We start from the raw sequence: 13827 nt of genomic DNA on the forward strand, positions 1-13827 counted from the left end.
ACTAACCTGATACCTGATACCTGATATTAGCTCTTAATCATGATGCTTTTAACATTCACAAACTCGCGAATACCAAAGCCGCCATGTTCTCTGCCATAGCCACTGTCTTTAACACCGCCAAATGGTAGGTTCGGTTGTGCCAGTCCGTAACCATTTATGTTGATCATACCGGTATCAAAATGCTTTTTAGCCAGCTCAATGGCTTTTTTCTCATCTTTTGAAAAGATACCGCCGCCTAGTCCATAACGGGAGTCGTTGGCAATACGCATAGCGTCGTCATTATCTTTGGCTTTAATCAAAGATGCGACAGGGCCAAATAATTCGTCATCGTATGCGGGCATCCCTGGTGATAAATTTTCTAACACGGTAGGCGGGTAGTAATAGCCTATTTGCTGCGGAATTTCGCCGCCTACAATTACTTTTGCGCCTGCATTAACTGAGTCTTGCACTTGCTGATGAATTTTGTCGCGTAAATCTTCTCGTGCCATAGGACCCAGTTCCGTATCTTTATCCATAGGGTCGCCCATTTTAATTGCTTTAAATTGCTGGCTCAGCGCTTCTTTAAAGTCATTGTATAATGAGTCAACTACCACAAAACGCTTGGCAGCCACACAGGTTTGCCCATTGTTAATAATACGGCCCTGCAAACAGGTTTTAACTGCTAGTGCGAGGTCAGCATCATCAAGTACAACATAAGCATCGTTACTGCCAAGCTCCAATACCGTTTTTTTAACGTGCTTACCGGCCTGCTCAGCTACTTTTTTACCTGTGCCATCACTTCCTGTGAAGGTAACGCCACTAATGTGTTTATGAGAAATAAGTGCGCTGGCTGTTTTTCCATCAATTAGTAAGTTACTAAAGCAATGCTCAGGGAACCCAGCTTGTTTAAATAAGGTATCTATTTTTTCAGCCATACCAAACACATTGCCCGCGTGTTTTAATACCGTGGTATTACCCGCCATAATATTTGCGGCACTGTATCTAATAACTTGATAAAGTGGGAAGTTCCATGGCTGAATACCTAGCAACACGCCAGTGGGGCGATAACTTATAATTGCACGACCGCCTTGCATATCGCGTTCTTCGTCGCTCAGCATATCGGCGCCATGTTCTGCGGTATAACGGCAAATGTCAGCACAAAGCTGCACTTCTTGAAAGCCTTGTTCGTACACTTTACCCATTTCTTCGGTCATTAGTTTTGCTAAGGCTTCTTTTTGGCTTTCAAATAAAGAGGCTAATTTATTTAGATGTTGTGCGCGCTCGGTAAACGAGGTTAATCGCCATTTTAAGTATGTTTCATGAGACTTTTCGATCACTTGTTCTGCTTGAGCTTGAGAAAGCAGCGTATAGCTATTAATGACTTGCTCGGTTGCGGGATTGATCGTATCAACTGTGTTACTCATTTTACCTCCTAACAAATTATGTAATAGGATAGGTGCAAAACCAAAGCCAGTTAGTTTCTAGATATTAAAAAGTCATAACTATCTGTTAGTAATGGTTTTTACATTACTTATGACTAAAATCTAGATGTTGTTTTCTTGTTGTTTTTGCTATGGTTCTGTAAATAGTGCAAGTTGTTGAAAAAGTTACAGGGAGAGTTCAAATGAAGCCATCATTGTTTAATACCGCTTTACCGATAATTCAGGCACCTATGGCGGGTGTTCAAAATGAGCAACTTGCTCTTGCTGTGAGTGAGGCTGGAGGGTTAGGCTCTTTGCCTTGCGCCATGTTATCACCAGCACAATTAATTGAGCAGCTAGAAGTACTTAGCCAAAAAACAACGAAACCTTTTAATCTTAACTTTTTTTGTCATAGGGTTGCTGATTACACGAACGAACAAAAGCAGCTATGGCATAATATGCTGGCACCTTATTTTGCAGAGTATGAAATTGACCCGCAAAGTTTAACTGCAGGGGCTTCCCGTCAACCTATAAATCAATCGGTTGTTGATATTATTGCCCCCTATAGGCCAGCAGTAGTTAGTTTTCATTTTGGTTTACCTAAGCAAGCTATTGTGGCGCAAATAAAAAGCTGGGGCACTAAAGTAATTTCAACGGCTACCACTTTAGATGAAGCTATTTGGCTTAGTGAAAATGGCGCTGATGGGATTATTGCTCAGGGTATAGAAGCTGGTGGCCATCGAGGGCACTTTTTATCAATGGATTTAAGCTTACAACAAACTACTGAGCAGTTAATTAAACGTTGTGTTGAGCATATATCACTGCCTATTATTGCTGCTGGTGGCATTGCTTCAGCCGATGATGTACAGCGGTTTAAAGCGTTAGGAGCGAGTGCTGTACAAGTAGGGAGCGCTTATTTACTATGTAAGGAGGCAACAACATCAGCTTTGCATCAACAGGCTATTTTAGATCAACAACAAGACGAGACTACACTGACTACATTGTTTTCTGGTAGAGCTGCTCGGGGTATTAAAAATCGAGTAATGCAAGATCTAGGTGCTATACCAAAGGGCGTTCCTGCGTTTCCACATGCCAGCAGTGCTATAACAGCCTTAAGAACTCTAGCTGAAAAAAGTGCTAAAAGTGATTTTTCACCTTTATGGTGTGGCCAAAAATATATTCCTAGGGTGGGTGTATCAGCGGCTGATATTACACATGCTTTAATGAAAAAATGGTAATTTTTAATGTCTGATAATCCACTTTTATCGCTTGGCGACAGTTATGAAGCACTAGTAAACAAGTTTAAAGTGCAATTGGCTGGTAAGTATCCTCAGCAACTAATAGCGCCCAATACCGTATTAGTGCAACAAGGCGATCTGCAAAGTTATGGGTATTTAGTTGTGGACGGGGTTCTAGGCGCTATTCATGACGACATTGACGGCGTGCAAAAGTGTAAAGAGTTTTATTTTAAAAATGAATTTGCTTTGCTGTTTGCCAATTGGATGACCTCAACTCCTGCGTTTTATCAATTAAAAGTGATTAACGAAGCCAATGTAATTAAAGTACCACTAACACTATTTGAGCAAGCACAGTATCAACTGATTAAGCAGCAGCTTATTGCACAGCAACTTATTTTTAAAGAAGCCAAAGAAGCATTTTTATTACTCAATAGTCCCGAGCAGCGTTACTGCTATTTACTCAAACATAAACCTCATTGGTTGGCGCAGTTAAGTTTAAGCCAAGTGGCAATGTATATAGGCATTTCGGCTATTTCGTTATCACGAATTCGTAAGCGACTTAACTTAAGTTAAGTGCTGTTTTTATAAAGCACTATACACTCCCCATTTTTAAGCCTTAATGCCTTGGAGTGTTATGTTTTTAATTGCCCAATCGTTGGTTGCAGTTGCCACTTTACTCGACTTAGCTTCATTTCAGTTTAAATCCCGACGAATTATTTTAAGCTGTTTATTTACCTCAGTATTATTAACCTCTGCTCACTTCTTTATATTGGGCTATAACAGTGCCGGCTGCTTAATGTTTATTGCCGCGGTACGTTATTTTTACTGTATTTATTATAAGCATACTTGGGCTATGTTTGGGTTTATGGCTGTAAGCTGCTTGGCAGTTTATTTTACTTGGCAAGATTGGTTTAGTGTTTTTGCATTGGTGGCGACATTAATACAAACTATCGCTTCATTTCAAAATCGAGATTTGCACTTAAGGTTATGTATGGTGGTGGGAACCTCTTTTTGGATAACACATAATATTTTCGCCAGCTCGCCAGTGGCAATACTCATGGAAAGCCTATTTTTAAGTAGTAACTTACTGGGACTATATCGCTTTTATGTGAGTAAAAAATCGCTGAGCGAACCGCAAACGCAACCCTAAATACTTAGGTAAAAAACTGTGCTGCAATGGCTTTTAGCAGATAGGTTTCGCGAATAATTGATAGCCCTTGCTTGTCACTGTTTGCAAGTGTACGTTCGTTATGGGCTATCGCTTGGAAAATATCAACCCATTTAGCCTGCATGCCATTTTGTTGTTCGTAGTGTTCAAGCTGTGCTTGGCCTAGTTGCTCATCAATTTGGCAGAGGTAGCAGTATGATTCTATATGAATAATATCAAAGTCATCTTTGTACCAAGGGCGGTACTCTTCGTAAAGCCCAAACTCGCTACATACTTTTATATTTTGTGCGCCAGTTTCTTCACTTAGTTCTCTGACCAACCCCTGCTCTATGCTTTCATGTGAGTCAATTCCACCGCCAGGTAAGCTAAAGTCGTCGTAGCGCTTAGTATACATAAGTAAAATTTGTTGTTGCTTAAATGCAATAGCGCGAGCGGTTGGGCGAGAAAATTGACGACCTTGCTCAATATTGATTGAGGGATGAATGTAGGTTTTTAATAAGCGCATAACAACTCCTGTAATAAAAATAAATTATATCAGTTGGTTATATTAATTGCTTTAATAGAGATTTAATAAGCCTCATAAAATAGCGCTATTTCAGCGCCTATACAGCTACTTATGATTAAACTAGTGGATTAAAAATAAAACAGCTGCATTTTGTACCTTAATTATGTATATCTTTCATTTACATTAAAGGGTAAGTAGAATGGTGAAAAAGCACAGGGATTATTCATGTTAAATATACTTTTAGTCGATGACGACGTCGAATTCAGTGATGTTATTTGCCATATTGTTGAGTTTCTTGGCCACAACATTAATACAGCAACCAGTTTAAAAGAAGCGCATCAATGGTTTGAAAATAACACCTTTGATCATGTGCTGCTCGATTTTATGTTACCTGATGGCAGTGGTTTACACTTGCTGGATCACTTAAAAATGATTGGTCAATCGCCTAAAGTCACCCTTATTTCAGGTCACCCTTCGGTTAAAGGTATTTTAGCTGAGATGTGTGAGCCTAATGTGTCGCATCTATTAAAACCGCTGCAACGTGAAGATTTAGAACTGGTTTTAAATGGCCCTAAAAAAACAGTAAAAAAAGCGAAAAGCGCCGCTATTACTCATCATTTTGACACGCTTATTGGCGAGTCTGCGCCCATGCAACAGCTTTATACTATGATTGAGCGTGTAGCTAAAACCAATGCTAATGTTATGCTTATGGGTGAAAGTGGCTCAGGTAAAGAGGTGGTAGCCCAAGCCATTCATAATGCTAGTAAATGCGAAGGTCCACTGGTGGCGAGTAACTGTGGGGCACTCTCTAAAGAGCTTATTGGCAGTGAATTATTTGGCCACGAAAAAGGCGCATTTACCGGTGCCATTGCCCGTAAAGAGGGCGTTTTTGAACAAGCAGATGGCGGAACGTTATTTCTTGATGAAGTCACCGAAATGCCGATTGATATGCAGCCTAATTTACTGCGTGTACTTGAAACTAAAAAAGTAACACGGGTTGGCGGTAATCGTGAGTTACCAGTAAATTGCCGTGTTATTTCAGCGACTAACCGCTCCCTTACCGATTTAGCGCAGAATAATATTTTACGTGAAGATATTTACTTTAGACTGGCTGTTTTTCCAATTGATATACCGCCACTACGAGAGCGAAAAGAAGATATTCCATTACTCGCAAAAGCGTTTTTAGGTCAGTTGAACGACGAAAATGGTACAGCGTTTGCCTGGGCTAACGAACAGCTTAAAGAGCTACAAACATACGACTGGCCGGGTAACGTACGTGAACTTCGCCATGCTATTCATCGCGCTTTTATTATGAGCGACCCGCAAACTAGCACAATTAGTTTACCTGACAACTTAGAATCGCCTTTTTCAAGGGTTAATACTCAATCTGAGGACAAACAGGTATCAGCAGGGCAAACAATTGAAGAAGTTGAAAAAGAGCTTATTCATGCCACGCTCGATAAGGTACAAGGTAATAAAACATTAGCGGCACAAATGTTAGGCATTAGTACTAAAACCTTATACAACCGTTTAAATGCTTATGGTGGTATTGGCGAGTATAAATAACCAGCATGCAAATTTAATAACAACAAAACGAGGACTTTAATGGCATCACCACAACAGGCAAAACCTTTGAATGAGCTGGTACACGACGCACGTGCGCCGTTAAACCGTATTTCGATGAACGCTGAGCTAATTAAGCTAGTACTTGAAAACGATATGCCAAAAGATAAAGCACTCGCCGCACTGGATAAAATAATTGCTAATTGCCAAGCGTGCAGTGACAGTTTGCAGCTTATTTCAGAGTCGAAGTAACCCTAATTAATTCAGGACGATAAATGATTAAACGCAAACAGCAAGGTAAGGCAAATGTAGTATGGGCGTTATTTATTTCTATAGTGCTGTGTATTATTGTTGGTAATGCTTTTTTAGCCATTAATACTATTCAAGGATTATCGCGTACTCAACAAAGTTTAGATAACACTAATATGCTAAGTACGGCGGTAGAGCAATTGCATCTTTCGGTGGTGCAAGCAGAGTCGGGACAGCGAGGGTACTTATTAACCCAATCTGATGATTATTTAGTGCCTTATTATGATGCTGTTGCGCAAATAAAATCCCAAACAAGTCATGTGAATGCCTTACATTCTGAAATTGACGGGCAAGCTGAGCGTATTGCACAGCTGTTACTATTGGTTGAAGCTAAAATAGATGAGCTTAAAATAACGGTTAAATTAGCATTAAACGATAAGGAAAAGCGTGCACTTCTGAGGCTCAATACACATGAAGGGCGTGATCTTTACAGAGAAATTCGCACATTGGTTAGTGACATTCAAGAACGCGAATTGCTGTTTAAAGTCAGTCACTTTTCGAAATTAGCACAAATTAAAAAAGAAGCTAAAATCACTTTTGGTATTACTGCAGTTACCAGCGCATTATTGATTTTGGGTATGTTTTTATTAGCTAGGCTTAATTTAAAAAATGCGGCCGAGTATCGTGCCGAGCTTGAAATGCAAAATGAAACTTTAGCCAGTAAGGTGACTGAACGTACTCAAGAGCTTACCTTGTATTCTGATGAATTGAGTCGCAGTAACCGAGAGTTAGAAGAGTTTGCTTTTGTTGCTAGCCATGATTTGCAAGAGCCGTTAAGGAAAATTCAAGCATTTAGCGATCGTCTTGAAAGCATGTTTAAAGACGAGTTAGGTGAAAAGGGAACTGACTACATTGCTCGAATGAAAAATGCTGCGCAGCGCATGTCTAATTTAATTAATGATTTATTAGAGTTCTCTCGAGTAACAACTCGAGGTATAGATTTTACCGACACCAATCTAAATAGCATACTTAATGATATTTTAAGCGATTTAGAAATAGCCATTAACGAGTCTAATGCGCAAGTGATAACGGTTGATATGCCAATCATTCAGGCTGATCCGAGTCAAATGCATCAGCTGTTTTTAAACTTAATTTCAAATGCTGTGAAGTTTAGAGCGCCTAACGTAAATCCTGTTATTGATATTAGCTTTGAACGAATTAGCGAGTTTAGTGAAGACCATAATAGTAAAGTAAGTTGGCATGTTATTACTGTAAAAGATAATGGTATCGGCTTTTCAGCTGAGTATGCAGATAAAATATTTGTGCCATTTCAGCGTTTACATGGGCGTTCTCAATATAAAGGAACCGGCATTGGATTATCTGTGTGTCGCAGAATTGTAGAGCGACATGGCGGAACTATTACAGCAATAAGCACCCCTAATGAAGGCGCAACCTTCATTATTAAACTACCTGTGGATGCAGAGTTATTCACATTACAAGGAGAGGCATAATATGCCATTAACAAACGTAAAACCCATTACCATTTTAATGGCAGACGATGATGAAGATGATCGTTTATTAACCCAAGATGCCCTCGCTGAAAGTCGCGTTTTAAATGAATTACACTTTGTTGAAGACGGTGTAGAGCTTTTAGAGTATTTAGAGCGTAAAGGCAAGTTTGAAGATAAAACCCTGTCACCAAGACCTGGCTTGATTTTACTCGACTTAAACATGCCGAGAATGGATGGACGTGAAGCACTTCAAGCGATTAAAGCCAACCCTAATTTAAAAGGTATTCCCGTTGTTATTTTAACTACTTCAAAGCAAGAAGAGGATATGGTTAAAGGTTACGATTTAGGTGCGGCGTCATATATTACCAAGCCAGTAACTTTTGATGGTTTAGTTGAGTTGATGAAAACGTTAGGTAAATACTGGGTTGAATTTGTAGAGCTACCAAGCACGTTTAACGATTAAGCATATAATTAAAATAGGAGACGCTATGTTAGCAAAGGCAACGAAGCTGCTATTGGTTGAAGATGATGAAGATGATTACATTCTTACTCGTGACTATTTAGAGCAGCTCAGTTCCCATGTGTTCGACATAGACTGGATAAGCTCTCCTGAGCAGGCAATACATGTACTAAGTAAAAATGAGCATGATATTTGCCTGCTTGACTATCGCTTAGGTGCCTCAGATGGCTTAAGTGTTTTAAAGCAAGCGATTAAGAATGGCTTTTGTGGGCCTATTATCATGTTAACGGGGCAATCTAACGATGCGCTAGATTCGGCTGCGCTTGATGCTGGTGCGGTTGATTACTTAGTTAAAAGTGAAATGAGTGGTAGCCGGTTTGCTCGCTCTATTCGCTACGCATTAGCGCGCCGTGATGTAGAAGATGAGCGAGTGGAACGCTTAAAAGCCGAGGCTGAAAACCGTTCAAAAGATCGCTTTTTAGCACATTTAAGCCACGAATTGCGAACTCCCTTGTCGTCTATTTTAGGTTATACCGAGTTGTTGATGCTCAGTGACTTTAACAAGCAGGCTGAAAACGAGCTCGGTGTGATTTATCGTAATGGTAAGCATTTATTAAGCTTACTGAATGATGTTTTAGATTTATCTAAAATTGCTGTCGATAAACTCGAACTGAGTTTAGGGGAGGTTAACCTTGATAGCTTAATGGCCGACGTATTTACATTAATGCGCGTATCGGCACTCGATAAAGGCTTATCACTAAAGTTTGAATCACTGGAGCCTTTACCACTAGTCATTCGTGTAGATGCCACTCGAGTTCGACAAATTCTTATTAACCTGATCAATAACGCGATTAAATTTACTGAGCAAGGCGAGATTGTGGTTAACGCGTGGACTGAAGTAGTCAATGAGCGTGAAATGCTATTTTTTAGTATTAAAGACTCAGGCTTAGGCATTGCTCCAGAAAAACAAGCTCTCATCTTTAAGCCTTTTGAGCAAATAGCTGATGTAGAGTCGCGTTCAGTAGGTGGTGCAGGCTTAGGTTTAGCTATTTGTTCTGAACTACTTAGTCGTATGCAGGGGGATATTTCATTAGACTCTCACGTAGGTAAAGGGTCAACCTTTACCATTTCTTTATATCCTGGTGATATCAGGCAGGTAGAGCGCAATTTATTAAAACTTGATTTAACCCCCAATATGCAGCAAAAAGTAGCACCCTGCCAAGTGAGCGGTAAGGTGTTGGTGGTTGATGATTTACGCGATTTACGTGTGTTAGTTGGTCACTTAATCGGTTCAGCAGGCGCTGCGGTCGATTATGCTGATAATGGTAAGCAAGCGCTTGAAAAAGTAAAAAAACAGCTAGCAGACGGGCACACTACCTACGATATTATATTTTTAGATATCCATATGCCGGTAATGGGCGGAAAAGAAGCCGCTATTGAGCTTAGAAAGCTAGGATTTAAAGGCGCAATCATAGCCTTAACTGCAGCAACTATGAAAGGCATTCATAGCGAACTCAATGCGTTAGGGTTTGACGATATGATTGCCAAACCTGTCGATTCCAACTTGCTTTATCAATGCTTAGAGTTAAGGCTCGGGCAAAAAGAACAGCCTACTTCATCTATTCAGCCAATGCCTAAACCGAGTAGAGATAAGAAGTGCTTTTTATTAGTAGAAGATGATGCTGATGCCGCACAAATTACCCAGCTATTACTAGAAAGCTTGGATGTAGATACCGATATAGCAACAAGTGTTAAAGACTGTAAGGCAGTACTAGAGCATAATAGTAATTACGATAAAGTATTACTTGATATGCATTTACCTGATGGTTCAGGTTTAGAGCTGGCTGGGTTTATTAAACAGCATTACCCTAATATTAAGCGCGTTATTATTAGTGGTATGGAGCCCGATGCCGTGCATATCAGGCAACTAAAAATAGAGCAGGTATTGTTAAAACCAATAAATTTAGCATTACTCAATCAGCTTGTTTAACACCCTATTAGCTTACCTAGATGTTAAAGGTTTAACCACAGATTGGCGTATAACTAACTCGGGCTCAAATAACGTTTGAATAGGGTGTACGCTTTTTTGATAAACATGACTAAGTATCCACTGCGCTGCCACTTTTCCCATTTCATCTATAGGGTAATTTATAGTGCTCAACGGAGGGTAAACATGACGGGTAAAAAACACGTTATCGTAGCCAATAATTGAAAGCTGCGAAGGTAGTTGTATACCATGCTCTCTGGCACTCACCATGGCACCAGTGGCCATTTCGTCATTGGCACATACCAAGGCGGTAAAGGCGGGGTTGTTTTTATACAGTGTAGCGAAGCCTTCGTAGCCACTTTCTTCTACAAAGTCACCTTCAAATAAATTATTTTCATCAAATTTAATGGCGAATTCATCAAGCGCTTGTTTATGCCCATTTAAGCGTTCTTGGGCATCTTTTTTCCATAATGGGCCGCTAATATACGCAATGTCTTTATGGCCCGATTCAATAATGTATTTAGTGGCTAAATAGCCACCTTTAGTATTATCAAGAATAATACAGCGGTCGGCGAGCTCTTCAATATAGCGGTTTAGCAAAACAAACGGGGTTTTGCCTTTACTGAGTTTTATTAAGTATTCATCACTAATAGCTTCAACATGCAAAATAAGTGCGTCGCAGTTACGGCTAATTAAAAATTCGATGCCTTGTTGCTCTCGCTCTGCGTCACTGTGCCCTGCGGTAATAATAACGTGTTTACCGTGTTTTCTGAGGGTGTTTTCTATGCCGCTCATCATAGGGCCATAAAAAGGACCTTTTAACTCAGAAACCAATAAGCCAGCACTATTAGAGCAATTAGAGGCCAGTGATTGGGCAATAGAATTTGGGCGGTAGCCTAATTCTTCCATCGCTAAAGTCACTTTTTTTCTGGTTGCATCACTTACGTTTGCATTGTTGTTCATTACTCTTGAAACAGTGGCAAGTGATACCCCTGCAAGCTTTGACACCTCATAAATGGTGGCCATACTATTCCTTGTTACAAATTACTTTTTTGTGTTAAATCGGCGGTGATTTTTTTTATGGTTTTGTTATCTAAGTTGTATTTAGTCATTATTAAAACCACAAGTATACTGCCAATAGCAGGGTAGAGTGTAAATGAGGTTAAAATACCGCTTTTAGTTGCTTCGCTTAATTCTACATTGGCTTGATACTGATAATACGCAAGTAACCAACCCGCTATAGCGCCGCCTAATGCGAGCCCCAATTTGATAAAAAATACGATGCTTGCGTAAACTAAACCCGTGAGTCGAAGGCCATTTTGCCAGACTCCGTAATCTATAGTATCAGCCATTTTTGCCCATAATAAAGGCGTTGCCATTTGAGTGAAAAAACACCATAAAAAATACACTAAAAACGCTAGTAAAACGTGTTCATTAGGAACAAAAAAGGCAATGCAGCTCAATATGGCGGAAATATATTGCAGATAAACATAAGCCGTTTTTTTATCTAAGCGTTTACTTAAAGGTTGTGCGCAAGCGCAGCCTATAATATTACCGACCATACCTAAAGTCACAAATTCGGTGATTAAATCTTCTTTTCCAAGAACATACTTTACATAGTAAATAGCTAATGTCGTGCGCAGCACCATACTGGTCAATAATATCAGGCTGCCATACACAATATTTTAAACGGCTGATTTTGCCATAAAACGTGAAGTTGTGTTTTTAAAGATAATTTATGTGATGGATTGATTACCCGCTCTTTGGTGTAACGAAAACAAATTAGAAATAACACTACACCAAGGCAACTCATAACCAGCATGGTGAGTTGATAGCCCAACTCGTTATTACCCTCCCCAAACGACTTTACTAAAGGTAAAGTGCAGCTGGTAACCAATAACCCCCCCAGCATGCCAAACACAAATCGATATGATTGAATAGAAACCCGTTCGTTAGGATTGCTACTGAGTACGCCGCCAAGTGCCGAATAAGGAATGTTAATTGCGGTATAAACCAACATTAGCAAGGCGTAGGTAACGAACGCGTAAATAATTTTGTTGCCGTCATCCATCGCGGGGGTAGTAAAGGTAATCACGCTTATAACAGCGAAGGGGATGGCAAGCCAAAGTAGATAAGGTCGGTAGCTACCGTATTTTGTATGAGTGGCATCGGTCAGGGCGCCCATTATTGGGTCTGTAACTGCATCAATGACTCTGACGACTAAAAAAAGGGTACCAACAACAGCAGGCGAAATACCAAAAATGTCGGTGTAGAAAAAAGTTAAAAATAGCATTACGGTTTGAAAAATAATATTACTGGCCGTATCACCTAGGCCATAAGCTATTTTTTCTTTTTTACTCAGCATAAAAGCCACTCATTATTATTTTTGGCGCTGTTTAAGAAAATCACGATACGCAATTGCACTTTGTTTTAAGGTGCGTTGTTGAGTTTGGTAATCAACATAGACTAGCCCAAAGCGTTTTTCATAGCCATAGGCCCATTCAAAATTATCCATTAAACTCCATGCAAAGTAGCCTTGCACATTAACGCCTTGCTCAACGGCATTATGAACGGCATTAAGGTGTGTATGGTAGTAATTGATACGATGTATGTCATCTACTTTTGCATCTATTAATACATCGGCCATCGCTGCACCGTTCTCAGTTATATATACTTTAGGTAGCGTGTAACGATCATTTAATGAAAGTAGGAGTTCACACAATCCCTGCGGGTATATTTCCCAGCCCATATCGGTGGTGGCAACATTCTCTAAAGGAGCTTCGCTAAACCAATGATCTGGGGTATTTTTGTAATGAATACGAGTATAGTAATTAACCCCTAAAAAATCGATCTTTTGGCTAATAATTGCCATATCTCCATCACTAATCTGGGGCTTTGCATCATTTGCAAGCTCATTAATCACTTCAGGGTAACAGCCCTCTAGTACTGCCCGTATATACCATTGGTTATGATAGTCATCAGCTAATTTAGCAGCGCGTTCATCGTCAGGAGTAAATGGATAGGCAGGGCTAAAATTAAGCACAATACCGGCCTCTATCTTAGGGCAGTTTTTGCGTATCACTTGCATCGCAAGTCCATGGGCTAATAGTAAATGGTGCGCCGCTTGGCGTCCTGCTTTTTGACTTTTTATGCCTGGTGCATGTACCCCTATTTCATAGCCTAGGTAGGCACTACAAAACGGTTCGTTTAAGGTCGCATAAGAATCCACTAAGCCCTCTAGTTGCTGAGTTACTATATGAGCGTAATGAGCAAATTGATACGCGGTATCGCGATTTAGCCAACCACCGTTGTCTTCTAAATGTTGTGGCAAATCCCAGTGATATAAAGTGACATAAGTTTTAATATTGCGTGCTTTAAGGGCCTGTAGTAATGACTTATAGAACGCCATGCCCTGAATGTTTAAACTTCCGTCTTGGTGTAAAACGCGGGGCCAAGAAATAGAAAGTCGATAGGCATCAACGGCTAAATCGGCAATCATTTGAACGTCTTTTTGCCAATATTTTACATGCTCACAGGCGTGATTGCCGTTACTGTTATCTGCAATGGTGTTTGGTTTGCTACAAAAAGTATCCCAAATACATGGCAATCGCGTGTTGTGGCTTCCCTCTATTTGAAAAGAGGCCGTGGCAACACCAAAAATAAACGGCGATTTTAAAAGGGCTGACGTGCCTGGCAACGAAATTGTTTTAAACACAATGAGATACGTCCTTAAGCTTGCAATAATA

The 13827-nt window shown here is 40.0% G+C and carries 12 protein-coding genes and 1 pseudogene; 8 read left to right on the forward strand and 5 right to left on the reverse strand.

Going from position 1 to position 13827, the window contains the following annotated elements; all coding sequences use genetic code 11:
- Positions 1 to 26 precede the first annotated feature (26 nt).
- Positions 27 to 1403, reverse strand: a complete 1377-nt coding sequence (locus QMA00_RS07985) for an NAD-dependent succinate-semialdehyde dehydrogenase (protein WP_076922048.1) — start codon at positions 1401 to 1403, stop codon at positions 27 to 29.
- Positions 1404 to 1603: 200 nt separating this feature from the next.
- On the opposite strand from QMA00_RS07985, the gene QMA00_RS07990 reads away from it, so the two are divergent.
- From QMA00_RS07990 to QMA00_RS08000, 3 genes are all read left to right on the forward strand, one after another.
- A complete protein-coding gene (locus QMA00_RS07990) occupies positions 1604 to 2638 on the forward strand; it encodes a nitronate monooxygenase (protein ID WP_076922047.1) in 1035 nt (344 codons plus the stop codon).
- Positions 2639 to 2644: 6 nt separating this feature from the next.
- A complete protein-coding gene (locus QMA00_RS07995; RefSeq protein ID WP_010390887.1) occupies positions 2645 to 3211 on the forward strand; it encodes a Crp/Fnr family transcriptional regulator in 567 nt (188 codons plus the stop codon).
- Between the two features lie 61 nt (positions 3212 to 3272).
- Positions 3273 to 3788 carry a YgjV family protein gene (locus QMA00_RS08000; protein ID WP_076922046.1) on the forward strand — a complete coding sequence of 172 codons (516 nt, stop codon included), beginning with the start codon at positions 3273 to 3275 and terminating at the stop codon, positions 3786 to 3788.
- Between the two features lie 4 nt (positions 3789 to 3792).
- On the opposite strand, the gene QMA00_RS08005 is transcribed toward QMA00_RS08000, so the two are convergent.
- Positions 3793 to 4311 (reverse strand): NUDIX hydrolase, encoded by a 519-nt coding sequence (locus QMA00_RS08005; protein ID WP_076922045.1) that lies wholly within the window; start codon positions 4309 to 4311, stop codon positions 3793 to 3795.
- A 225-nt stretch (positions 4312 to 4536) separates the two neighbouring features.
- Here QMA00_RS08005 and QMA00_RS08010 point away from each other — a divergent pair, with 225 nt between their 5' ends.
- Genes QMA00_RS08010 through QMA00_RS08030 form a run of 5 tightly spaced genes read left to right on the forward strand, consistent with a single transcriptional unit; the run spans position 4537 to position 10084 of the window.
- Positions 4537 to 5877 carry a sigma-54 dependent transcriptional regulator gene (locus tag QMA00_RS08010; RefSeq protein WP_010390890.1) on the forward strand — a complete coding sequence of 447 codons (1341 nt, stop codon included), beginning with the start codon at positions 4537 to 4539 and terminating at the stop codon, positions 5875 to 5877.
- 39 nt (positions 5878 to 5916) lie between these two features.
- The gene (locus QMA00_RS08015; RefSeq protein ID WP_008111968.1) at positions 5917 to 6126 is read left to right on the forward strand and encodes a hypothetical protein; all 210 of its coding nucleotides are present in this window, start codon (positions 5917 to 5919) and stop codon (positions 6124 to 6126) included.
- Positions 6127 to 6149: 23 nt separating this feature from the next.
- The gene (locus QMA00_RS08020; protein ID WP_076922044.1) at positions 6150 to 7634 is read left to right on the forward strand and encodes a sensor histidine kinase; all 1485 of its coding nucleotides are present in this window, start codon (positions 6150 to 6152) and stop codon (positions 7632 to 7634) included.
- Position 7635: 1 nt separating this feature from the next.
- Positions 7636 to 8097: a response regulator gene (locus tag QMA00_RS08025; RefSeq protein ID WP_028834347.1), complete on the forward strand. Its 462-nt coding sequence runs from the start codon at positions 7636 to 7638 to the stop codon at positions 8095 to 8097.
- 25 nt (positions 8098 to 8122) lie between these two features.
- Positions 8123 to 10084 (forward strand): response regulator, encoded by a 1962-nt coding sequence (locus QMA00_RS08030; protein WP_076922043.1) that lies wholly within the window; start codon positions 8123 to 8125, stop codon positions 10082 to 10084.
- 12 nt (positions 10085 to 10096) lie between these two features.
- Here the strand turns inward: QMA00_RS08030 and QMA00_RS08035 are convergent, their stop codons facing one another.
- The 3 genes and pseudogenes from QMA00_RS08035 to QMA00_RS08045 all read right to left on the reverse strand — a co-directional run bounded on the left by QMA00_RS08035 (position 10097) and on the right by QMA00_RS08045 (position 13796).
- Positions 10097 to 11107, reverse strand: coding sequence for a LacI family DNA-binding transcriptional regulator (locus QMA00_RS08035; protein WP_290156737.1), 1011 nt, complete (start codon positions 11105 to 11107; stop codon positions 10097 to 10099).
- An 11-nt stretch (positions 11108 to 11118) separates the two neighbouring features.
- Positions 11119 to 12446, reverse strand: a pseudogene (locus tag QMA00_RS08040) (MFS transporter).
- A 15-nt stretch (positions 12447 to 12461) separates the two neighbouring features.
- Positions 12462 to 13796, reverse strand: a complete 1335-nt coding sequence (locus tag QMA00_RS08045) for a GH1 family beta-glucosidase (RefSeq protein WP_076922041.1) — start codon at positions 13794 to 13796, stop codon at positions 12462 to 12464.
- Between the last annotated feature and the right edge of the window lie 31 nt (positions 13797 to 13827).

It is taken from the genome of Pseudoalteromonas sp. APC 3694 (genome assembly GCF_030407565.1).
Classification (GTDB): Bacteria; Pseudomonadota; Gammaproteobacteria; order Enterobacterales; family Alteromonadaceae; genus Pseudoalteromonas; species Pseudoalteromonas tetraodonis.

What these genes read in the sequence shown, in the direction of transcription:
- QMA00_RS07985 (WP_076922048.1), bottom strand. Translation starts at nt 1,403, where the DNA reads ATGAGTAACACAGTTGATACGATCAATCCCGCAACCGAGCAAGTCATT.
- QMA00_RS07990 (WP_076922047.1), top strand. Translation starts at nt 1,604, where the DNA reads ATGAAGCCATCATTGTTTAATACCGCTTTACCGATAATTCAGGCACCT.
- QMA00_RS07995 (WP_010390887.1), top strand. Translation starts at nt 2,645, where the DNA reads ATGTCTGATAATCCACTTTTATCGCTTGGCGACAGTTATGAAGCACTA.
- QMA00_RS08000 (WP_076922046.1), top strand. Translation starts at nt 3,273, where the DNA reads ATGTTTTTAATTGCCCAATCGTTGGTTGCAGTTGCCACTTTACTCGAC.
- QMA00_RS08005 (WP_076922045.1), bottom strand. Translation starts at nt 4,311, where the DNA reads ATGCGCTTATTAAAAACCTACATTCATCCCTCAATCAATATTGAGCAA.
- QMA00_RS08010 (WP_010390890.1), top strand. Translation starts at nt 4,537, where the DNA reads ATGTTAAATATACTTTTAGTCGATGACGACGTCGAATTCAGTGATGTT.
- QMA00_RS08015 (WP_008111968.1), top strand. Translation starts at nt 5,917, where the DNA reads ATGGCATCACCACAACAGGCAAAACCTTTGAATGAGCTGGTACACGAC.
- QMA00_RS08020 (WP_076922044.1), top strand. Translation starts at nt 6,150, where the DNA reads ATGATTAAACGCAAACAGCAAGGTAAGGCAAATGTAGTATGGGCGTTA.
- QMA00_RS08025 (WP_028834347.1), top strand. Translation starts at nt 7,636, where the DNA reads ATGCCATTAACAAACGTAAAACCCATTACCATTTTAATGGCAGACGAT.
- QMA00_RS08030 (WP_076922043.1), top strand. Translation starts at nt 8,123, where the DNA reads ATGTTAGCAAAGGCAACGAAGCTGCTATTGGTTGAAGATGATGAAGAT.
- QMA00_RS08035 (WP_290156737.1), bottom strand. Translation starts at nt 11,107, where the DNA reads ATGGCCACCATTTATGAGGTGTCAAAGCTTGCAGGGGTATCACTTGCC.